Genomic DNA, 22,859 nt, shown 5'->3' with positions numbered 1-22,859 from the left:
TGCTGAAATTTTAATTGTTTTATCGGCCTAATATCATTTCGAGTACAAATTTACTGCCAATAAAACCAATTGCTAAAAGGGCAAAGCCAATTAGGGTAAAACGAATCGCTTTTTGACCGCGCCATCCGAGTTTGTAATGGCCAATCAGTAATGATCCATAAATAATCCATGAAATAATACTAAATACGGTTTTATGAGCGAGATGCTGAGCAAAGAAACTATCAACAGTTAAAAAGCCAAATGCGAGAGCGATTGTGAGTAAAATAAAACCAGTAATAATTAAGTCAAATAACAACGATTCCATGGCTTGAATTGGAGGGAGTAAATTGACCCAAAAGCGTTTTTTTTGTTTCTTTTTGAGTTCACGATTTTGGAACCATATCAAGATCGCATGTATGGTTGCCATCAGTAAAACTGCATAGGCGGAAAGTGAAAGAATAATATGCGTATCTAGGCCTAACGAATGCTGTTCAATAAATTGATCAGGTTTACTAAAGCCAAAACCTAAAATAAGTCCAATCGCTGCTACAGGAATACCGAGTAAGTTTAAAGGTACAATTGGACGAAAAGTACTAAAAATTAAACTTAACAACAACATAAGCCATGATGTAAAAGAGACTAAATTAAAAACATCATAGTTAATTCCTAATGGTGTCAGCATGGCATTACATAAAACTGTACCGTGTAATAGCAGTGCCAAGGTTGTAACAAAAGCAAATAACCATGGGTTTGGTTCACGTTTTGACATTAAACGTATGAACAGATACCAGAAAGAAGTGGTATATGCGATGAGTGCCAAAATTGTGTAAACCAAGGGGAGGCTAATCATGTCAAACCTTTTTCAGGATTAATTCATCTAGATAAGATATAAATTCGCTGCGAACTAAAGTATCCTATAGCATTCTATGCATAAATTTTCTATTTCGAGAAAGATTTTTTTGCAACTAGCCATTTTAAGCGGATTTTGCAATGTTTGATACCTTAACAGAACGACTCACACAGAGTTTAAGAAATGTTACTGGCTCAGGGCAGCTGACCGAAGACAATATTAAAGATACCTTACGTGAAGTACGTATGGCTCTTCTTGAAGCCGATGTCGCGTTACCTGTAACTCGTGAATTTATCGCGAAAGTTAAGGAAGAGGCATTGGGCCAAGAAGTGATGACTCAGTTATCTCCAGGCCAGGCATTTGTAAAAATTGTTTATGACGAACTCACCAAGATGATGGGTGAGGCGAATGAAACACTGGATTTAAGTGCGAAACCTCCAGTTGTTGTATTACTTGCCGGTTTACAAGGTGCAGGTAAAACGACAACTGCTGCCAAATTGGCACGTTTCTTAAAAGAACGTCAAAAGAAAAAAGTAATGACGGTTTCTGCCGACGTTTACCGTCCAGCAGCGATCAAACAGTTAGAAACTGTCTCGGCAGAAGTTGGTGCAGGCTTTATTCCATCAGATCCTTCTGAAAAGCCAATTGACATCGTTAACCGTGCAATTGAACAGGCAAAAATCCAGTTTGCTGATGTGCTGATTGTCGATACAGCGGGTCGTTTACATGTCGATGAAGACATGATGGACGAAATTAAAGAATTGCATGCAGCAGTTAAGCCGACTGAAACGCTGTTCGTGGTTGATGCCATGACAGGTCAGGATGCTGCAAATACTGCTAAAGCATTTAATGATGCTTTGGCACTTACAGGTGTGATTCTTACCAAAACTGATGGTGATGCGCGTGGTGGTGCGGCACTTTCTGTACGTGCGATTACTGGTAAGCCAATCAAGTTCTTGGGTATGGGCGAAAAGCTCGATGCCTTAGAGCCATTCCATCCGGATCGTGTGGCCCAACGTATTTTAGGTATGGGTGACGTACTTTCTTTAGTCGAAGAAGTTGAACGTAAAATCGACAAAGAAAAAGCCGAAAAGATGGCGAAAAAATTGCAAAAAGGCGGAAGCTTCAACTTTGAAGATATGCTAATGCAATTTGAGCAAATGAAAAAAATGGGCGGCATGATGGGCTTCTTAGACAAGTTGCCTGGCATGAGCGGTGCAGGAATTCAGCAAGCAATTGAGCAAGCGAACCCTGAAAAACAAGTCAAAAAGATGGAAGCTATTATCCAGTCAATGACTGTTAAAGAGCGCCGTAATCCTGACCTGATGAACCCAAGTCGTAAAAAGCGTATTGCGGCAGGTTGTGGTATGGATGTTGCGGAAGTGAATAAACTCATTAAGCAACAAGCGCAAATGGCTAAAATGATGAAGAAATTTGCGAATCCATCTGGTATGAGCAAAATGATGCGTTCTTTAGGCAATATGCAAAAGCAATTTGGCGGCGGCGGTGGCGGAATGGGACCACTGTTTGGTAACAACGACCAAAAGAAATAAATTCATAAAATAAAAGGCGCTCAGAGCGCCTTTTATTTTGTTCTGTGTTTTAGTCTTTAGGGTAATGAGCAATATATTGTTGCAACCCTTTAAGTAAAAGATCTGTTTCAACAGTAGGTTGGTACTTCTGTAGAAATTTAGCAAAAAGAGAGGCATCACCACCAGTCAGCAGCAGCTTTTTAGGAGATTGCTGCATAATATTTTCGATGGTACTAATGAGGCCTAATAATATACCGTGGTGTACTGCATCTACGGTGTTATTGCCCGGGTTCAGATTATCAAAAGCTGAATCTGGAATTTTAATACCTTTGGTATTTTGAATCAGTGCGTCACGTTGCAAATACAGATTAGGTAGAATATAACCGCCTAAATGTTGTTTACCCTGCGTTAAATCAATCGTAAGCGCTGTTCCACACCCAATAATGCAATAGTTTTCTTGTTCCTCTGCAACAGCGAGTACTTGTAACCAGCGGTCAATCCCGAGTTGACTCGGAACTTCATAACCACACTGTAAGCCTGCATATTCAGCATGCACTTTGGCAAAAACAACAGGAATTTCAAGCCATTTTAAAATCTGCTGAATACGTTGATTGTTCTCGGTATCGAGTACTGAAGAAATCCCAATGCGATGCAGACCTTGATGTTTAAAGTGTTGAATTAAACCTAGTAATAAATCGGCAGGAGACTGTAAATGTAGCTCAGCTGCATGTTCAATAGTTTGCTGATTTTCAGTAATCCAATACTTTAAACGGGTGTTCCCGATATCAAGCCATAAACTTTTCATGGAAGAACACCTGTTTATTGATTCACTTGCGGTCTTAAGCGACCTTGATAAAACTGTTGAGGTTCAGGAGTTTCAAGAATTACTGCACCTTCATTGGAGATTCCAACAAAACGACCATGTACCAGTCCTTGACTATGTTCAAACTGAACTAATTGATTTAACCATGCTGCATGGTGGTTAAAACGTCCCGCTAAATTGTAACAGCCATGATCAAACCAGCGAGCAGCATTTTGAATCGCAACATAGAGCTCTGAAATTAACTCAAGACGACCCATTTGCTCTAGGCCCAAATCTTCTAAAGAGGTAATTGGTTGATCACTATCAGTCACTGGTGGTGTTTTTAAATTAATCCCTACGCCAACAATAGCCTGATGTTGGGAAAGTGGTTCGACCAAAATTCCACCCCATTTTCCATGCGTACTATACAAATCATTTGGCCATTTCACTTGCAGATTCAGCGCTTGTAACTGTGGAATCTGCAAAATATTTAGAGCAACTTCAAGTGCTAAGCGACCATCTAAGGGTGTTCGAGTTTGCACCAATGTGCTTAAATAAATGTTTCCTTCAGGTGAAATCCATTGCCGTTGATGTTGACCTCGCCCTTGAGTTTGTTGAGCACTGCAAACCAAGCCTGTTGTAATGCCTTTTTTGGCAATTTCACGAATATCATCATTGGTCGAAGTTGTGGTTGCTTTTAATAAAACCACTTCTGGAAGCTGGTTTTTTGCGCTTAAAAGTTGTTGTAGTTGGCGAGTCTCTAAATCCATGTTGAATATGAGCAGAGTGGTAAAACATTTATGGAGTTAATCATATATTTACTCATTGGCGCAATTGCTGGTTTTACTGCCGGATTGTTTGGGGTTGGTGGTGGACTAATTATTGTACCAATCCTCTATGTCGTTTTTACCCAGTTACACTATGACCCTGCGGTAATCATGCATATTGCAGTCGGAACATCGCTTGCCACCATTATTGTGACGTCATTTAGTTCAGTTTCTGCCCATCATAAAAAAGGTGCAGTACTTTGGCCTGTTTTTCGTAATTTGGCACCTGGGCTAGTGATTGGTTCATTCTTAGGGGCGGGTATTGCCGACCTCTTATCTGGTCAGCATTTACAGCTTCTTATTGGTGTTTTTGCCGTTGTAATGGCCTATCGTATGTTTAAAGGCGCAAATGTGGTTGTTGACCCATCACGCCAACTTCCTTCAACACCTATGCAATTTATGGCAGGTGGTGGCATTGGTATTGCCTCTGCAATTTTTGGTATTGGTGGCGGTAGCTTAACTGTTCCGTATTTAAACCGTCATGGCGTAGTCATGCAAAAAGCAGTCGCGACTTCTGCCGCTTGTGGTTTACCTATTGCTGTAGCGGGTGCAATTGGCTTTATGTGGTTTGGTGCTAAAGAGCACATTTCTGTACCTAACACGATTGGTTATGTGCACATCTATGCATTTATTGGTATTAGTGTCATGAGTTTTGTGACGGCCAAACTTGGTGCCAAGGTTGCGCATGCTCTATCACCACAAATGCTAAAAAAATGCTTTGCTTGTTTACTCGTGGTGGTTGGAAGTTACTTTATTTATAAAGGCATTATGAATTAAAAATCGCTTTTATTTAGAAAAATATAGAAAAGGAAGCTTAGACTCACAAAGTTTAAGCTTTTTTATTTGAAGCTTTTAAAAGCCTAAAGATAGGTTTTTTATCCGATTTAAGTATGGATTTTGGGTGGGTTGGCTTAAAATGCAATAAAATTGTCAGACAATGACATAGTTTTTAATAGATGGGATCAGTTAAAAACAAGAATGCGAAAGAAAAGCATGGATTAATGCATATAAAAAGTAGCGGGTGATTTATGAATCTCGAAGAGACAGAAAGTCTTTCTGAGCAAATTGTCAAATATATTAGCGAACAGATTATTAGTGGCGAATTGGTCGAAGGTGAACGCATACAAGAGCTTCGTATTGCGAAAGAGCTCGATGTAAGCAGGGGATCAGTTCGTGAAGCATTATTATTACTCGAACGTACGCATTTAATTGAAATTTTTCCGCGTCGCGGTGCAATTGTCTCAGAAATGTCTGCACAACAAGTGAAAGCACTGTTTGATACAAACGTGATGTTATTAGGGCATATTGTGCAACGCATCAGTGAAACATGGCGTGCGCACGAAGCTGATCAATTACAGTTGTTACAAGAACAATTACTTGAGCATGTGAAAGCAGGCGATATCGAAAAATTCTACGATGCCATTTTCCAATATCTCGCTGAACAGCAAGATATGGTGGCTAATCCTTACCTAATGAAATTTTATAAAGAATTACTACCTTCACTACGTCGCAGTTATTTTTTGACCTTAAATACCTCTAAGCGGGAACTACAAGAAGCGTTTGCATTATTTAAACTCGTGACTGATGCAATTTTGATCCGAAAATCACAACAAGCCGCTTTATTTATGGAAGATTTTTGTCGACACTTACGTAACCTTGTGTTGGAATCGCTGACACGAATGAAACAGATTGAATTGGCTTGGGCGAGACGCTCACGCCGTTAGTTAGGGCATTATGCGTTTAAGCAGTTTAAAACTTTCCGGCTTTAAATCTTTTGCAGATAGTACAACTTTAAATTTTAAGGCGAACCGCACAGCAGTGGTTGGTCCAAATGGTTGTGGCAAATCCAATGTTATTGATGCGATCCGCTGGGTGATGGGTGAGTCAAATGCTCGTCAGCTTCGTGGTGGTAGCATGCAAGATGTTATTTTTACCGGAACATCCAAGCGCAAGCCAGTGGGTGTTGCCAGTGTGGAACTGCGTTTTGACAATACCTATGGCAAATTGGGTGGAGCTTATAATGCTTATAATGAGCTCGCTGTTCGTCGTCAGGTGACTCGTGAAGGTAAGTCGGAATATTTTTTAAATGGTACACGTTGTCGTCGTCGTGATATTACCGACATTTTCTTGGGAACTGGTTTAGGGCCACGTTCTTATGCTGTGATTGAACAGGGCATGATTAACCGTTTGGTTGATGCTAAGCCTGAAGAAATGCGTATCTTCATTGAAGAAGCAGCTGGTGTTTCTCGTTATCAGGCGCGTCGCCGCGAAACCTTGCAGCATCTTGAACATACGGAGCAAAACCTTTCACGTTTAGAAGATATTGCGCTTGAGTTAAAATCACAGCTTAAAACGCTAAAACGCCAGTCAGAAGCAGCGGTTCAATATAAAACGTTAGAAAGTGAGATTCGTACCCTAAAAATTGAAATTTTGTCTTTTCAGGCAGATAAAAGTGTACGCCTACAAGAAGAATATACAGTTCAAATGAATGAACTGGGTGAAACTTTTAAGTTAGTTCGCTCTGAGTTAAGTACAATTGAACATGATTTAGAATCGACCAGTGCTTTATTTCAGCGACTTATTCAGCAATCTTCACCACTACAACAAGAGTGGCAGCAAGCTGAAAAGAAACTGTCTGAACTAAAAATGACTCTAGAACAAAAACAGAGTTTATTTCAGCAAAATAGTACGACACTGGTTCAATTAGAACAGCAAAAAGCTCAGACGAAAGAGCGTTTACAACTTTCCGAGCTACAGTTTGAAACGTTAAGTAATCAGCTAGAAGAACAAACTGAAGCTTTAACAACGATTGAACATACCGCAGCCGAAGCAGAACAAAACTTTGCTGGTTTACAAGCGCAGCAGCGTCAAGCACAGCAACAGTTTGAACAAGTAAAAGCTCAAGTTGAAAAACAACAGCAGCAAAAAATGCAAATGTCTGCTCACATTGAGCAACTAGGCAAAAATGTTCAGCGCATTGAGCAGCAAAAAGAAACGCTGCAACATCAGGCAAGTCAGATTCAATCGCAAGTACACGAAGATGAACAAGGCGAGCTTGAGCAACTACAGCAGCAGCTTTGTCGTGAAATCTCAACGCTAGAAGCTGAAATTGAGCAGTATGTGCAGCATATTGAACAAGCTCAACAATCGTATCAGGCAAATAAAAACCAGCAGCAAACACTGAAAACAGAAATACAGGTTTTATTATCTGAGCAGAAAAACTTAAGCCAGCTTGTTGCTAAACAAAGTCCAAAGCAAAACCAAGATACGCTACGTTTAATGCAGGCTTTAGAGTTAACGGAGCAGGGTAAGCCACACGCGCAGATTATTGAAAAGTTTTTAGCAAAATGGCTTCAGGCACATATTGTTGAAAACGAACAAGTCTTTCAGGAAGGAATTGCTCGCCAGTTAAAGCCTTCAGAACAAACAAGCAAATTTAAAGGAAATTTGGCCTGTTTAAATGACTGGATTGCGTCACCGCAGCTTTCAATATTTTCCAATGTAGCAATTGCGCAAAATTTATCTGATGCTTTAAATGAGCAAAAGCAACTACAACACGGCCAGTCTGTTTTGACTTTAGATGGCTATCATGTCGGGCAGGATTGGGTCATTGCTCTTATGTATGATGGCGAAAGTCAAAGTGCGCAAGGTATGCTTAGTCATCGTATTCGTCTAGATGAAATTGAACAAGTTCTTCAAAAGCAGCAACCTGAACTACAAGCATTAGATCAAATTACAGTTCAGCAAAAAGAAAAACTTGCACAGGTACAAGCTGACTTACAGCAGAAACAACAGGTTATTAAACAAAAACAAAAAGACTTGCAGCAGCTAGACGTGCAAATTGCTAAACAGCAAACTGCGGCACAAGCATTTTTACTGCAAAAACAGCAATTGAAAGATCAGTTAGCTCAGTTAGACATGCAGCTTGAAGAAGATGCAATGCAAAAAGACGATCTTGAAATTGATTTGCATGCGCTTGCGATGAAGCTAGAAACCATTTTACCTGACTATAAAACTTTGCAATTTCAGGTAGAAGAATTAACAGAGAAGCTTGAAGAACAGCAACAAGTCTTACAACAGCAACAACAAGAGCGCGAAATTTTACGTCGTAACAGCACGCAGACGACTCAACAAATCGAGTTGCTTGAAAAAGATATTTCGTTCTTGCAGAGTCAATATCAACAAATTGCAGCTCAAATGGAACAGGCGAAAAAGTTTGTTGACCCTATTCAGTTAGAGCTACCAAACCTTGAGTCGGAATTTCAACAACAGTTTGCTCAAACTGAAAAGTTGCAAAAAAACTGGAATGAATGGCAGCTTGAGCTTAATAGTGTGCAAGAGAAGCAACAAACACTCACAGACCAACGCCATCAGTACCAACAGCAAGATGAAAAACTCAGAGAGCAGCTTGAAACCAAACGTTTAGCATGGCAAGCAGCTAAGTCGGACCGAGAGCATTATCAAGAACAGCTTAAAGAGCTAAATGCCGAACTTCAAACGGGCTTGAAAATAGATTTAACCGAGCACCAGCAAAAACTGGAAAAGGTACAAAAGCAGTTTGAAAAAATCGGTGCAGTTAATTTGGCAGCCTCACAAGAGTTTGAAGAAGTTTCTCAACGTTTTGATGAGTTGAGCCACCAAATCCAAGACTTAGAAAATACGGTAACTCAGTTAAAAGATGCGATGAAAAGCATTGACCAAGAAACCCGTAAACTCTTTATGACGACTTTTGATCAGATTAATCATGAGTTGCAAAACCTGTTTCCGAAGGTTTTTAATGGTGGTGAGGCAAGTTTAAGTCTGGAAGATGACTGGCAATCTGGGGTTAAGCTCATGGCGAGACCACCAGGAAAGAAAAATAGTTCTCTGGCCTTACTTTCTGGTGGAGAAAAAGCTTTAACGGCGTTAGCATTAGTATTTGCTATTTTCAGGTTAAACCCGGCACCGTTTTGTGTACTGGATGAAGTAGATGCACCACTCGATGATGCGAATGTACAGAGATATTGTAATTTGGTAAAAGAGCTTTCTGAACATGTACAATTCATTTACATTACTCATAATAAGCTGGCGATGACCATGGCAACTGACTTGTTGGGTGTTACTATGCCTGAACCGGGCACATCAAAATTAGTCACTGTCAATTTAGAACAGGCAAAAGAATACGGGTTAGTTTCGGAGTCATAGAATGGAAATCAATACGATTATTGGCATCGTTGTTGCCATTATTATCATGCTAGTTGGCTTAAGAATGATTTTAAAAAAGCCGAACCACGCTGAACCCTCGCTAGACAGTGATTTGCATATTAATCCTGAAAGTAATCAACCGGTTATTCCTCGTCATGTACGAGACCAACTTGAACAGCCTGAAGCGGTCGCAGCATCAGCAAATGTGGCTGAACGAGTGGAACCAACTTTAAGCGAGCCAGTACAACTAGAAGAAAAGGAAACAAAAGAAGTAGAACAAGTTCAAATAGACCAGACACCGGCACCCGTTGCAAATACGCCAGTAGAGGAAGTTAAAGCTGAAGAAACTACTGTAACTGAAAATAGTTCAGTTGAGTTAACTGATACTGTTTCTGCTGCACCAGAAGCTATAAGCTCATCTGAACAAAAAGTTGCAGAAGATCAGCCAAAAACTGAACCAGAATTAAGTTTAAATCCAAATATTGAAACTGCTGAAATTGCTGAATTTGAAGGTGAAAGTAATATTTTGGATGTTCATTTACATGAGCAACAACGTTATGACGATGAAAGTGCATTAGCAGTAGCAGAGCAAATTATTGCATTAAATGTTTATCCGAATCCGCGCCGTGCGTTATCGGGTGATAAAGCGCTGAAAGTACTTTTAAAATATGGCCTACGTTACGGTGAAATGTCTTGTTTCCATCGTTATGAAAATACCGATGAACCGAGTGCACTCATGTTCTCTGTACTTCGTATGACAGATAACGGTCCTGCTGGTTTCGATTTGGAAACTTTATCTGCTGAACAAGTTCAAGGCTTGGCATTTTTCCTTGCACTTCCAAACAGTAAAGCAGTTACTGGTTTTGACATGATGACCAGTATTGCTGGTCTAATTGCTCGTGAAATTGATGGTAAGGTTTATGATGAAAATAACCTTGAGTTTACGCCGCAGTTAAAAGAACACTGGCGTCATCATGTGATTGATTATCGTCCTGCACAGGCAACAGCCTAGTTTAAATTTTTTGTATAGGTTGCGATAATTGCAACATATCTAGTCGCAGCTCAGGGTGGAGAAATTTCCACCCTTTTTTATGGTGAATAATATAATGGCAATAACTTCCGTGATCGAACAGATGCGTCAGCTTATTCAACTGATTGCAAAGCATAACCATGCCTACTATGTCATGGATCAGCCGACAATCTCGGACAGTGAATACGATCATTTATTTCATCAGCTAAAAGCTTTAGAAGAGCAAAATCCTGAACTTATTCAAGCTGATTCACCAACAACGAAAGTAGGTGGACAAGCACTTTCAAAATTTGAGAGTGTGACGCATGTAGTGCCAATGCTTTCTCTGGGTAACGTATTTAACCAAGAAGATTTATTTGCATTTGCACGCCGTGTAGAAGAGCGACTACCAAACCAAAAAGTACAATACGAAGTTGAGTTAAAACTTGATGGTCTTGCGATTTCTCTATGGTATGAAAATGGAGTCCTAGTTCGTGGTGTAACGCGTGGCGATGGTGAAACGGGCGAAGACATTACGCAAAATGTAAAAACCATTCGTAACTTGCCTAAGGTTCTGCACTCTGAAAAGTACGACATTCCGCGCTTGCTCGAAGTTCGTGGCGAAGTACTCATGCCGAAGTCTGGTTTTGAAAAACTTAATGCTGACCAAGAAGCAAAAGGCGAGAAAACCTTTGCTAACCCTCGAAATGCAGCAGCAGGAAGTTTAAGACAGCTAGATCCAAATATTGCTGCTAGTCGACCTTTAGCATTTTATGCGTATGGTATTGCGCAGTGTGAGCCAAACCATAACTTAACGACCATGCATGATAGTTTGCAATGGCTAACAGAGCTTGGATTCCAAATTGCTGAGCGTCAATACTTGTGTAACTCAATTCAAGAAGTACAGCAGCGCTACGAACAAATTCAGCAAGAGCGTCCAAACCTCCAAGTTGAAATTGATGGTATGGTCGTAAAGGTCGATGACCTAAAACAGCAACAACAACTTGGTTTTTTAAGCCGTGAACCACGTTGGGCAACTGCTTATAAATTCCCTGCACAAGCTGCACTGACCACTGTTGAGCAGATTGACTGGCAAGTAGGTCGTACTGGGACTTTAACACCTGTAGCACGCTTAAAGCCTGTTTTCGTGGGTGGTGTGACTGTTTCTAATGTGACTTTGCATAATATTGGTGAAATTCATCGTCTAGATGTACGCGTTGGAGATACGGTAAGTGTTTATCGTACGGGTGACGTTATTCCTAAAGTAGAAAAAGTTTGGCCAGAGTTCCGTCCTGCTGAAGCAGAGATTGTTCATTTACCAGAAAACTGTCCAGTATGTGCATCTCCTGTAGTTATGCCTGAAGGTGAGGCTCTTGCACGTTGTTCTGGTGGTTTATATTGTGCTGCACAGCGTATTGAGGCTATTCGTCACTTTGTATCGCGTAAAGCTCTGGATATTGAAGGTTTGGGTGATCGTTGGGTTGAGTCTTTATTACACCTCGATTTACTCAAAGATGTTGCTGATATTTACCATTTACATGAACACAGAGAAACGCTGTTGGGCATTGAAAAAATGGGTGAAAAGTCAGTACAGAACCTCATTGATGCCATTGAAGCTAGTAAGAAAACAACTCTTGCGCGTTTTATTTATGCCTTAGGTATTCGTGGGGTGGGTGAGACAACTGCCAGAATGTTAGCCAATACATTCCAGACATTAGAGGCTCTTAAAGCTGCTGATATTGAAGCTTTGAAGAAAACCCCAGATGTAGGCGATATTACCGCTGAATGGATTGCTGATTTCTTCTTGGCACCACATAACATTGAAGTGCTTGATCGCTTAATTGCAGCCGGAATTCATTGGGATGCGCCAACAGCTCCAACACGTCAGCCGTTAAATGGTGAGAGCTGGGTTTTAACAGGCACATTAGAGCAAATGACCCGTGATCAGGCGACTCAAATGCTACAAGCATTAGGTGCGCGTGTAAGCGGTAGTGTATCAAGCAAGACCAAATGCGTTGTTGCGGGCGAGAAGGCTGGTTCGAAATTAGAAAAAGCAGCAAAACTTGGTATTGCTGTTATGAATGAGACTGATTTCCTATTACTTATGGCGAGCTACGGGCAGACTTTAAGCGAATAGGTCTACCGAAATAAGAACCATTGATTTTAGTTACAAATTTATAAATTGATGGTTTAAGTTATATTTTAACGCTTGTTTGAGCTTGTAAATCAGACAAGCGTTTCTTTTTGCAGAGGAAATTTAAATAACTTAAACTGCAAATGCGTATGTTTCTCATTTTAATTTGATAAAAATCATAAACTTAACTATTTTTTGTTTTGCAATCATTTTTAAGTTTGCCCATAATAGACTCATACGATAGGAGATTTATTATGCGTGGCAATCCAGAAGTCATAGACTATTTAAATATGCTCATTGGCGGAGAGTTGGCTGCCCGTGATCAATATTTAATCCATTCTCGTATGTATGAAGATTGGGGTCTAAACAAGATTTATGAGCGTATCGATCATGAGATGCAAGAAGAAGCTTCTCATGCCGATGCAATTATTCGTCGTGTATTGTTTTTAGGTGCCAAACCAAACATGCACCGTGAAGATATCAATGTCGGTACAGACGTTGTATCTTGCTTAAAAGCTGATTTAGCACTTGAATATCACGTGCGTGAAAAATTAGCGACAGGTATTAAACTGTGTGAAGAAAAAGGCGACTACATTAGTCGTGATATGTTACGTCAACAATTATCAGATACCGAAGAAGACCATACTTACTGGCTAGAAAAACAGTTGCGTTTAATTGAACTGATTGGCCTACAAAATTATATTCAGTCTCAAATTTAATGATTTGAAGAACCCAGCTTAAGCTGGGTTTTTTATTCACTCGTTTTAATAAAACAAAGTCACTGCTAGACGTTAATATTGTCAAATTGAATATATTCAAAGCCTTACTATATAAGGCTTTGGCAGTTACAAAAAAGTCAGAAAAATTGTGTCGCACCCCCTGTTTTTTTTATGGAATTGGATATAATTTCGCCAATAAAAACCCTTGCCTGAAACTTAATATGGCAAGGGTTTCTCTATGGGGAATCGGTTGGTATGGATCGCCAATGGTTTTATGGTGAGCTTCGCGTATATGTTATTTTCCAAGTCTGCTGTTTTAGATACAGCTTCTCTCTTAAGCACACAACGATTAGCAACTCGTCTCAGCTTTTTTAGCTTGGGCTTTGCGATATCTGCTTGGGCACCACTCATTCCTTATGCACAGCAACGTTTAAACCTAAATCATGCAAATTTTGGTTTATTGCTGCTTTGCATGGGAATCGGTTCAATGATCGCTATGCCTGCGACAGGGGCTTTAGTTAAGCGTTGGGGATGCCGTCCATTAATTGCAGTGGCAACCGTACTTTTAATGGTGTTATTACCAAGTTTAACGATCTGGCATAGTCTTGTATCGATGGCTGTGGCGTTATTTATTTTTGGTACAGCAGCAGGCAGTCTCGGCGTTGCTATCAATTTGCAGGCAGTTGTGGTGGAAAAACACAGCTTACGTGCGCTCATGTCTAGTTTCCACGGTATGTGCAGCCTTGGTGGTTTAATAGGTGCCATGCTTGTCACCACGCTACTAGCAATTGGCCTTTCACCACTCATGAGTACGCTGTCTGTGGTCATGATTTTACTGGTCGTTAGCATTGTTGCTATTCCATCTGCTTTAACAACCTTTGAGCAAGATGAACAAGGTGTAGCTGAAATAACTGACGCACCTAAAAAAACTTCGCGCCCGAATGGTACTATTCTCTTGATTGGAATGATGTGTTTCATTGCCTTCTTGTCAGAAGGTGCAGCAATGGACTGGGGTGGTATTTATTTGACTAGTAAATATCAGCTGAATCCTGCCTTTGCGGGGCTGGCTTATACATTCTTTGCACTTAGTATGACAAGTGGTCGTTTTGCAGGACATCTCTTGTTAAAACAATGGGGTGAGAAAACCATTGTGACCTATAGTGCAATTGTTGCTGCTCTTGCTATGGCCACTATTGTGATGGCACCTGTTTGGCAAGTTGTAGTATTGGGTTATGCACTTTTAGGTTTAGGCTGTTCTAACATTGTGCCTGTTATGTTTTCTCGTGTCGGCCGCCAGAATGATATGCCTAAAGCAGCAGCGCTTTCTATGGTTTCAACTATTGCATACACAGGGTCATTAAGTGGTCCAGCTTTAATCGGTTTAATTGGTCAGTGGACCAGTCTAACCACAGTCCTATCTGGGGTAGCTGTCTTATTAATCATGATTGCTGTACTCAATCGCTTTACGCTTGTGAAGGCAAAGTAACTTACGCTAACTCACCAGCCGAAAAGAACATCGAGAAAAACTTCTCGATGTTCTATAAGTGTGAATTATTATAAGACATGATAAGTGGGTAGATACTTGTCTTGTAATGAGAATTTAGATTTCGTGAAAGTCGGAGCATTTTCTAAATCTTTCAAGAAATTATTACGCCAATCACTCAAGTCCGTGGTTGCTAAACCCTCTATTAACTGTTCATAACGATTAATACGTTCAGCTTTAGACATCTCTAGAGCGGTTTTTAGAGTATCCATCATTGCTGCTCGATCTATTGGGTCAACAATCAAGGCCTGAGTCATTTGTTCAGCTGCACCAGCATATTTAGATAAAATTAGTACACCTGGGTTCTCTGGATCTTGAGCCGCAATATATTCTTTTGCGACCAAATTCATACCATCACGTAGTGAGCTAATCCAACAAATATCAGAATTGCGATAAATATGCATTAGGCTGTCATGTTTAACGGTGTCATAGCAGCAATCAATCGGACGCCAGTCTTCCTGTGCAAACTCTTGATTAATGAGCTCTAGCTTGGTTTTAAAGCGTTGATATAAACGTTGATAAGCAGGAATATCTGTACGTGAAGGTGTTGCAACTTGTAGATGACGTACTAGCCTATGATATTCAGGATTGGTTTCCAAGAAGGTTGCAAATGCATTGAAACGTTCAAGTAGACCTTTTGAATAATCAATACGGTCAACCCCGATAATAGTTTTTTGACGTGGAATATCTTCAAAGTTAAATACATTTGCTGTTTGAAATGCTTGTTGTGCTTGGCGCTGAATAAGTTCAGGTTGCACACCAATAGGGTAGGACTTAATCAATACCTGACGCTTTTTATAACTAATTCGGTCACTTAATATTTTTTGAGCTTCAAGTAAGCCCATGCACGTTTGCATACAGGTATTTTGATCAGCTTGAGTTTGTAGACCAACTACATCATATTGGCAAAGGTCTTGTACTAGATGTAACGCAACTGGAATTTTGCGCCAAATGTTTAAGCTTGCAAAAGGAATATGCAAAAAGAAACCGATTTTATTTTGCATCCCTAATTCGCGGCAATGACGGGCTACACTAAAAAAGTGGTAATCATGTACCCAAATAACATCATCCGGCTGAGCAATTTGTTTTAATTGTTCAGAAAATAAGCGATTGACCCGTTGGTAAGTATTATATTCTTCAGCATCATATTCAATCAGATCGTCTCTATGGTGCATAGCAGGCCATAAGACTTTGTTAGCAAAACCGCAGTAATACTGTGCATATTGCTGATGTGTAAGAGGGCAGGTAATGTAGTCAATCCCATGAGAATATGCCTGATCGAATTCAGGCGCTTCGGTATCGGTAATTTGTTGACCATTCCAGCCCAACCAAATACCGTTACTGTCATTTAATGCGTCTTGTACAGCTACTGCAAGGCCACCTGCTGAAGCCTTACCTGATGGCATACTTATTCGATTCGATAACACGATTAATTTAGACATATTTGTTCTCCATTCTGATCTTGACTATTTTTGACGTATAACTTTTTTATTTTTTCGAGAAAGAAAAAAAGAAAATTAGAAACGCTGTTAATATCTTTTAATCTATATTGAGCTTCTGTTTCACCAGAACCTACTTTAATTGAAGTGCCAAATTGTTGATTAATAAATATGAAACCCGATTCATCTGTTAAGTCATCTCCTATAAATATCGGATGAATTAACGGTAAATTAAGATGATTTAATATAGTTTGAATTGCTTTGCCTTTATCTGCCTGTTTAGGTACTAATTCAACTACAAATTTTCCTCTATTTAATTTTAGTTGAGGATGAAAATATTTAACCTGTTGCATAATATAAATTGCATTATTTTCTAATTCTGGATTTTTTCGATAATGTAAAGCAATAGAATATCCTTTATCCTCAATTAATAAATCAGGATATTTTTCACAAGATTTTATAATATCTTCTTTTAATTTATTAAAATTAATATCACTTAAGTCTGGACGAATATAAGTGTTAGAATCAAAATAAATATCTAAACCATGTAGTCCAGCTATAGGAACCTCAATAGACTGAAGCAGCTTACTAGCCGTTTCAACATCGCGACCTGTTACAGCAACCACTGGTATATTTAATTCAATAATTTTTTTTATAACTTCTAATGTAGTATTAGGGATAAAACTATGTTCAGGGTGGATTTGAAATGGAGCTAATGTTCCATCAATATCTAGAAATAAACAATAATTTTTATCTGAAGGTAAGGTATTTATAATATCATTGGGTGTAACAAAATATGTATCTTTTTCTCTCCCATCAGATATTATACTTTGATTATTCATATTAACCTGCCCAATATTTTGATCATTAATTAATCTTCTATCATTAAAATGAATTAATGAGTCATTTTTTTTAATAAAAAAACATAAGTATTAACATTAATTACATTGCACAATCGATTTATGGGTGAAGTGTGGATTATGTTGTTTTTTGATTTGCTTCAATGTTTAGATAATTAAAGTTTTGTATGTTTCATATGAATAATTTAGGCCTTGGTTATCAATATATTTCAAAATATTAAACGCCTCTAAATGTCTGATTTTGCTTTATGAAATTTAATTTTTATGTTGATTTTAAAAGATATTTAAAATTGATATTAATATATAATCTTGCAAAAGTTGGCTGTGGACAGGCATATGAAGTTACAAAATAAAATTTTATTGATTACAGGTTGGGGAGTAGGCATAAAACCTTTGCAATCACTTAAATTGCATTTGGAAAAAGCTGGTTTTGAAACACAACTGATTAATATTTTTAATGTTTTAGATCGTAACTTTCAAGCACAGCTTGATTTAGTGGCTGAAGTTGATGTGGTAATAGGCTGGTCTCTAGGTGGGCAGTTAGCAACTCAACTGGTTGATATTTTTTACAAGCAAAAAGGGAAAACAAAAACTTTAATTACGCTCGCTTCAAACCCTTGTTTCGTTGCTCATGATAATTGGCAAACCGCAATGCCTGCTAATGTATTTAGTCAATTTAAAGGGTCTCTTTTACAGAACCCGCAAGCCACTTTAAAGCGTTTTTATTATTTGATTACACTTGGCTCATCTCAAGCGAAACAAGATTGGATGAGTGTACAAAACATCGCAAATCCACCCGCACAGGAAATACTGGTAGACGGTTTAAAAATGCTAGAACAGTTAAACTTGGTAGATAACTTGAAAAACTATTCAGGTCTACAGCTTCATCTGTTTGCTGAGCAAGATAATGTCATTCCTTGCAAAATTATCGAGAATTTTAAGGATTTTGCTACAGAAAACATGACTTATAAGTTGCTAAAAGACGCTACACACGCTTTTCCGTACTTACAGGTAGGAAGAACAATTGAAGAAATCTGCCAATTTTTAACAATTCATCAGCAAAGTTAATAAGCTTTGATTGATATCGCAATTTTCTTTCATTATTAACAGGTTTAACATGTGTTCAATGAGAGATTTGAACGCTGTAAAAGGGTATAGAGGATGACCGATAATTTTGATTTGGAACATATTTGGCATCCATATACTTCAATGACCCAACCTTTACCCACATTTAAAGTTAAGCGTGCTTATGGTGCGACGATTGAACTCGATGATGGTAGAACTTTAATTGATGGTATGTCCTCTTGGTGGTGTGCAATTCATGGTTATAACCACCCTGAACTTAATCAGGCAGTGACCGATCAATTACAGAACATGTCACATATCATGTTTGGTGGGCTAACCCATGATCCTGCGATTGAACTTGGAAAAATTCTTTTAAAAATTACACCGCCAAGTCTCGATAAAATTTTCTATGCAGACTCAGGATCAGTTGCTGTTGAAGTTGCTTTGAAAATGGCTGTGCAATTCTGGACAGCACAGGGCCAACCGCAAAAAACAAATTTTATTACTACGCGTTCTGGTTACCACGGTGATACATGGAATGCTATGTCTGTCTGTGATCCAGTTACAGGCATGCATCAAATTTTTGGTACCAGCTTACCGAATCGTCTTTTCGTGGCGGCACCACAAACCAAATTCCACGAAGAATGGAATCCTCAAGATATTGCCGAGCTAGAACAAGCCATTCAGCAAAATCATGAAAAACTTGCCGCACTCATTATTGAACCAATTGTTCAAGGTGCAGGGGGCATGCGTTTTTATCATCCTGAATATTTACGTCAGGCTAAAGCACTTTGCGAGAAATATCATCTGTTATTAATTTTTGATGAAATCGCGACTGGCTTTGGTCGTACGGGTAAGCTTTTTGCGTGGGAACATGCTCAAGTCGAACCGGATATTATGTGCCTAGGTAAAGGGTTAACAGGTGGCTATATGACGTTATCTGCGACCTTAACAACAAAACATGTTGCAGAAACCATTAGTCGTGGTGAGGCTGGGGTATTTATGCACGGTCCAACCTTTATGGCCAATCCGCTTGCTTGTGCCGTTGCCTTGAAAAGTACGCAACTTTTAATTGAGCAAGATTGGCAAGCCAATATTAAGCGAATTGAGCAACAGCTTAGCCAACATTTAATGCCTTTAAATCAGCTTGATTATGTTGCTGATGTGCGAGTGCTCGGGGCGATTGGTGTAGTGGAACTCACCTTTAATGTCGATATGAAAACTTTACAGCAACAATTTGTAGAACGTGGAATCTGGATTCGTCCTTTTGGCAAACTGGTTTATGTGATGCCACCCTATGTTATTACTCAACAAGAGCTAAGCGATTTGCTTGAACAATTAGTTGAAGTTGTTAAAACATTGCAGGGAGCGCATTAAGATGTCATTGCTTGATCATTTTGCTACAGAGTTAGATGAGTTAAAACAACAAGGTAATTTCAGACAATTTACCCAAAATGTGCAGCATGACCGTTTTATTACTATTCAAAATAAAACAATGCTTAACTTAGCTTCAAATGACTATCTTGGACTGGCGGCTGATATTAATCTTCGTCAAGAGTTTTTAGATAGCTTACCTTTGGAGCGCAGCTATTTTAGTTCTTCATCGGCTCGTTTATTGACTGGTAACTTTGATGAATATGAACAGTTGGAAAATAGCCTAAGCCAAGCATTCGGTGGTCGGTCGGCGCTGCTATTTAATAGTGGCTATCACATGAATATTGGTATTTTGCCAGCTGTTGCTGATAGCAAAACTTTAATTTTGGCAGATAAGTTAGTTCATGCGAGCATGATTGATGGTATACGGTTATCTGGTGCGCATTATGTACGTTATCGACATAACGATTTACAGCATTTAGAACAACTTCTGCAAAAATATCATGATGAAGACAAGATTGAACGAATCATTGTGGTCACAGAAAGTATTTTTAGTATGGATGGTGATGAAACGGATTTAGCCGCATTAGTCCAGCTAAAAAAACGTTTTGCTAAAACCATGCTTTATGTCGATGAGGCACACTCAATTGGGGTTCGTGGCCAGCAAGGCTTAGGATGTGCTGAACAATATAATGTCATTCAAGAAATTGACTTTTTAGTAGGCACATTAGGTAAAGCATTAGCAGCAGTCGGTGGTTACATTATTTGCCATCCTATTATTAAAGATTATCTCATTAATAGAATGCGCCCGCTTATTTTTAGTACAGCTCAACCTCCGATTGTTATGGCTTGGGCAAATTTTATATTCCAAAAAGTATTGGTTGCTCGGCCTCAGCGTGAACACTTAAAAAATATTAGCCAATATCTTCAAAAAGCTGTTATAGAAAAGGGTTATGTAAGTCCTTCGACTAGTCATATTATTCCAGTTATTGTGGGAGAAAGTCAGGCTGCGATAGATAAGGCAAAACATATTCAAGAATGCGGCTTTTATGCTATGCCTGTACGTCCACCAACAGTACCTAAAAATAGTTCACGTTTGCGTATTTCTTTAACGTCAATGGTCGAACAACACGAACTTGAAGCACTGGTGAGTTTTCTGTGAGTCTGAATAAAAACTTAGTTGCCGAGCGTTTTGCTAAAGCAGGGCAAAGCTATTCAGAGCATGCGGTTGTTCAAAAACAAATTTGCCAAAATTTAACGGGCTTACTAAAGCAGTTTTTTCCAAGTACGATGTCACGTGTTTTTGAAATTGGTTGTGGTTCTGGCAATTTAACTCGTCTGCTTGTTGACGCTTTTCAAATTGAAGATTTAATTTTGAATGATCTGTATGCAGAGGTGCAGCAGCACTTTAATCATCAAGAACATTTGAAATGGTTAATTGGCGATGTTGAAACGTTAGAACTCCCTCAACAGCTCGATATGATTGTTTCAGGTTCGGCTTTGCAATGGATGCAAGATTTACCGCGTTTGCTTAAGCGTTGTAATGAGGCTTTAAATGACAGTGGTTGGCTATGCTTTTCAACATTTGGCCCTAAGAACCTATTTGAAATTAAAGAGCTAACTGGACAAGGTTTAAGTTATTGGAATCTTGAAAGTTGGAACAATGCCTTAACTCATGCTGGTTTTGAAGTTTTGCATTTATCTGAGTCAGAAACTCAGCTCTATTTTGATTCGCCTAAAGCTGTATTACAACATTTGAAAGCAACAGGTGTAACGGCAACCGCTCAACATCGTTGGACCAAGCAAACTTTACAGCAGTTTTATCAAGATTATGATCGGTTTAAGCAGGCCGAGGGATATGCCTTAACATACCATCCGATTTATTGTATTGCCCGGAGAGTGAAGTAAATGAGTGGCCAGATCTATTTTGTCAGTGGGATTGATACCGAAATTGGTAAAACTTACGCGACAGGTTTTTTAGCAAAATTATGGACTGAGCAAGGTAAAAAAGTAATTACCCAAAAACTCATTCAAACAGGTAATGCTGCTATTTCTGAAGACATCGAGAAGCATCGTGAAATTATGGGACAAGGTTGGTTTCAGGAAGATCACGATAAGCTGACTATGCCTGAAATCTTTAGCTATCCAGCTTCACCTCATTTAGCAACACGCTTGGATAATAGAGAAATTGATTTTCAAAAAATTGAAAATGCGACTCAAACATTGGCTGAGCGTTTTGAAATTGTATTGTTAGAAGGTGCAGGTGGGTTAATGGTGCCATTAACCACCAGTCTACTCACAATTGATTATGTGGCTCAGCATCAGTTCCCTGTTATTTTGGTAACATCAGGGCGTTTAGGAAGTATTAACCATACTTTACTTAGTCTTGAGGCGCTTAAGTCTCGTGGGCTGAAATTAAAGGCTCTAGTTTATAATCTAAAAGATGAATCAAAAGATCCATTAATTTCTAAAGATACTTCAAATTACTTGAAAGATTATTTAGCTATTCACTTTCCAGAAGCAGAGTGGATTGAATTGGCAAAAATGAGTTAATTCGACAACAAACTATAAAAAAACCGCTCTAATTTGAGCGGTTTTTGATTTAAAAGTTGATCTTAGAACTTTTTAAATCCACGATTAAGACCAGTCGATTTACGCTGATTACCAGTGTTTGCTGGTGCTTCTTTTTCATCATCACGACGTTGTTGACGTAAATAGCCACCACGACGCGCTGCCATTGGCTTTTCAGTCATACGGTCAGTACGACGTTTCGCCATACCAAATAAGCCTGTACCTTGACGCGGTTTTAACTCAACAGATTTTGCTAAGTTGTCGATATCAGTTTTGTCGAGTTCCATCCAACGACCAGTACGTAATTCACGTGGTAAAATCACAGTACCGTAGCGAGTACGTAATAAACGACTTACTTTAAGGCCTTGTGATTCAAAAATACGGCGTACTTCACGGTTACGACCTTCTTTCACCACAACTTGATACCAGCGGTTAATACCTTCACCACCAATTTCAGAGAAAGATTCGAACTTAGCTGGGCCATCTTCAAGCTCTACACCATTCACCATGTTTTGACGTAGTTTTGGTGTTACTTCACCCATTACACGTACAGCGTATTCACGTTCAATTTCATTGGATGGGTGCATTAAGCGGTTAGCAAGTTCACCATCATTTGTAAATAATAATAAACCTGTACTGTTAATATCCAGACGACCTACCATTACCCAACGATCATTTGCAATTTGTGGTAAATGATCAAATACGGTTGGACGTTTTTCAGGATCATTACGTGAACAAATTTCACCCTCAGGTTTATAATAAATCAGTACACGACGACGAATTTCGTCTTCGATTTGAAACTGAACTTTACGACCATCAATGCGTAATTCATCGCCTGGTTCAATGCGTTCACCCACTTGGGCAACGCTGCCGTTTACACTCACGCGTCCTGCGGCAATAACCTCTTCCATATATCGACGGGAACCTAATCCGATTCGCGCTAATACTTTTTGCAATTTTTCACTCATGAC

The 22,859-nt window shown here is 39.1% G+C and carries 19 protein-coding genes; 13 read left to right on the top strand and 6 right to left on the bottom strand.

What is annotated here, in order from left to right; all coding sequences use genetic code 11:
• Positions 1–19: 19 nt before the first annotated feature.
• Positions 20–829, bottom strand: coding sequence for a cytochrome C assembly family protein (locus MSG95_RS12865; protein WP_004703432.1), 810 nt, complete (start codon positions 827–829; stop codon positions 20–22).
• 140 nt (positions 830–969) lie between these two features.
• Between MSG95_RS12865 and ffh the strand changes: the two genes are divergently transcribed.
• Entirely contained in the window at positions 970–2,382 is a 1,413-nt protein-coding gene (gene ffh / locus MSG95_RS12860; protein ID WP_004703430.1) for a signal recognition particle protein, read from the top strand.
• Between the two features lie 49 nt (positions 2,383–2,431).
• Here ffh and MSG95_RS12855 read toward each other — a convergent pair whose 3' ends face one another.
• Both MSG95_RS12855 and MSG95_RS12850 read right to left on the bottom strand, forming a co-directional pair.
• A complete protein-coding gene (locus MSG95_RS12855) occupies positions 2,432–3,166 on the bottom strand; it encodes a pantothenate kinase (protein WP_324624675.1) in 735 nt (244 codons plus the stop codon).
• Between the two features lie 14 nt (positions 3,167–3,180).
• Positions 3,181–3,933, bottom strand: a complete 753-nt coding sequence (locus MSG95_RS12850; RefSeq protein WP_324624676.1) for a biotin--[acetyl-CoA-carboxylase] ligase — start codon at positions 3,931–3,933, stop codon at positions 3,181–3,183.
• A gap of 30 nt (positions 3,934–3,963) precedes the next feature.
• Here MSG95_RS12850 and MSG95_RS12845 point away from each other — a divergent pair, with 30 nt between their 5' ends.
• The 7 genes from MSG95_RS12845 (at position 3,964) to MSG95_RS12815 (ending at position 14,522) form a co-directional block, all read left to right on the top strand.
• The gene (locus MSG95_RS12845) at positions 3,964–4,767 is read left to right on the top strand and encodes a sulfite exporter TauE/SafE family protein (protein ID WP_004703424.1); all 804 of its coding nucleotides are present in this window, start codon (positions 3,964–3,966) and stop codon (positions 4,765–4,767) included.
• Between the two features lie 251 nt (positions 4,768–5,018).
• Entirely contained in the window at positions 5,019–5,714 is a 696-nt protein-coding gene (locus MSG95_RS12840; protein ID WP_324624677.1) for a GntR family transcriptional regulator, read from the top strand.
• 10 nt (positions 5,715–5,724) lie between these two features.
• The gene (gene smc, locus MSG95_RS12835) at positions 5,725–9,174 is read left to right on the top strand and encodes a chromosome segregation protein SMC (RefSeq protein ID WP_324624678.1); all 3,450 of its coding nucleotides are present in this window, start codon (positions 5,725–5,727) and stop codon (positions 9,172–9,174) included.
• A gap of 1 nt (position 9,175) precedes the next feature.
• Positions 9,176–10,186 carry a cell division protein ZipA C-terminal FtsZ-binding domain-containing protein gene (locus tag MSG95_RS12830; RefSeq protein ID WP_324624679.1) on the top strand — a complete coding sequence of 337 codons (1,011 nt, stop codon included), beginning with the start codon at positions 9,176–9,178 and terminating at the stop codon, positions 10,184–10,186.
• Positions 10,187–10,280: 94 nt separating this feature from the next.
• On the top strand, positions 10,281–12,320 hold the full coding sequence (gene ligA, locus MSG95_RS12825; RefSeq protein ID WP_324624680.1) for an NAD-dependent DNA ligase LigA: 2,040 nt from the start codon (positions 10,281–10,283) through the stop codon (positions 12,318–12,320).
• A gap of 251 nt (positions 12,321–12,571) precedes the next feature.
• On the top strand, positions 12,572–13,036 hold the full coding sequence (ftn, locus tag MSG95_RS12820) for a heteropolymeric bacterioferritin subunit Ftn (RefSeq protein ID WP_001214863.1): 465 nt from the start codon (positions 12,572–12,574) through the stop codon (positions 13,034–13,036).
• A 292-nt stretch (positions 13,037–13,328) separates the two neighbouring features.
• Positions 13,329–14,522 carry an MFS transporter gene (locus MSG95_RS12815; protein WP_324624699.1) on the top strand — a complete coding sequence of 398 codons (1,194 nt, stop codon included), beginning with the start codon at positions 13,329–13,331 and terminating at the stop codon, positions 14,520–14,522.
• Positions 14,523–14,590: 68 nt separating this feature from the next.
• Here MSG95_RS12815 and MSG95_RS12810 read toward each other — a convergent pair whose 3' ends face one another.
• Complete coding sequence (locus MSG95_RS12810) at positions 14,591–16,021, bottom strand: alpha,alpha-trehalose-phosphate synthase (UDP-forming) (RefSeq protein ID WP_324624681.1); 1,431 nt, start codon at positions 16,019–16,021, stop codon at positions 14,591–14,593.
• On the bottom strand, positions 16,009–16,860 hold the full coding sequence (otsB, locus tag MSG95_RS12805; protein WP_324624682.1) for a trehalose-phosphatase: 852 nt from the start codon (positions 16,858–16,860) through the stop codon (positions 16,009–16,011). Before otsB ends, MSG95_RS12810 begins: the two co-directional genes overlap by 13 nt.
• Before the next feature lie 354 nt (positions 16,861–17,214).
• Here otsB and MSG95_RS12800 point away from each other — a divergent pair, with 354 nt between their 5' ends.
• From MSG95_RS12800 to bioD, 5 genes are all read left to right on the top strand, one after another.
• The gene (locus tag MSG95_RS12800) at positions 17,215–17,946 is read left to right on the top strand and encodes a hydrolase (protein ID WP_324624683.1); all 732 of its coding nucleotides are present in this window, start codon (positions 17,215–17,217) and stop codon (positions 17,944–17,946) included.
• Between the two features lie 93 nt (positions 17,947–18,039).
• Entirely contained in the window at positions 18,040–19,320 is a 1,281-nt protein-coding gene (gene bioA, locus MSG95_RS12795) for an adenosylmethionine--8-amino-7-oxononanoate transaminase (RefSeq protein WP_324624684.1), read from the top strand.
• Position 19,321: 1 nt separating this feature from the next.
• Positions 19,322–20,479 carry an 8-amino-7-oxononanoate synthase gene (locus tag MSG95_RS12790; RefSeq protein ID WP_324624685.1) on the top strand — a complete coding sequence of 386 codons (1,158 nt, stop codon included), beginning with the start codon at positions 19,322–19,324 and terminating at the stop codon, positions 20,477–20,479.
• On the top strand, positions 20,476–21,225 hold the full coding sequence (gene bioC / locus MSG95_RS12785; protein ID WP_324624686.1) for a malonyl-ACP O-methyltransferase BioC: 750 nt from the start codon (positions 20,476–20,478) through the stop codon (positions 21,223–21,225). The genes MSG95_RS12790 and bioC overlap by 4 nt, the downstream gene beginning before the upstream one ends.
• Positions 21,226–21,870 (top strand): dethiobiotin synthase, encoded by a 645-nt coding sequence (gene bioD / locus MSG95_RS12780; RefSeq protein WP_324624687.1) that lies wholly within the window; start codon positions 21,226–21,228, stop codon positions 21,868–21,870.
• A 62-nt stretch (positions 21,871–21,932) separates the two neighbouring features.
• Here bioD and rluB read toward each other — a convergent pair whose 3' ends face one another.
• Positions 21,933–22,856: a 23S rRNA pseudouridine(2605) synthase RluB gene (rluB, locus tag MSG95_RS12775; protein WP_004703404.1), complete on the bottom strand. Its 924-nt coding sequence runs from the start codon at positions 22,854–22,856 to the stop codon at positions 21,933–21,935.
• Positions 22,857–22,859 lie beyond the last annotated feature (3 nt).

The organism is Acinetobacter sp. IK23 (genome assembly GCF_035615275.1).
GTDB classification, from domain to species: Bacteria; Pseudomonadota; Gammaproteobacteria; order Pseudomonadales; family Moraxellaceae; genus Acinetobacter; species Acinetobacter seifertii.
This window is presented reverse-complemented; position numbering and strand designations above follow the sequence as displayed.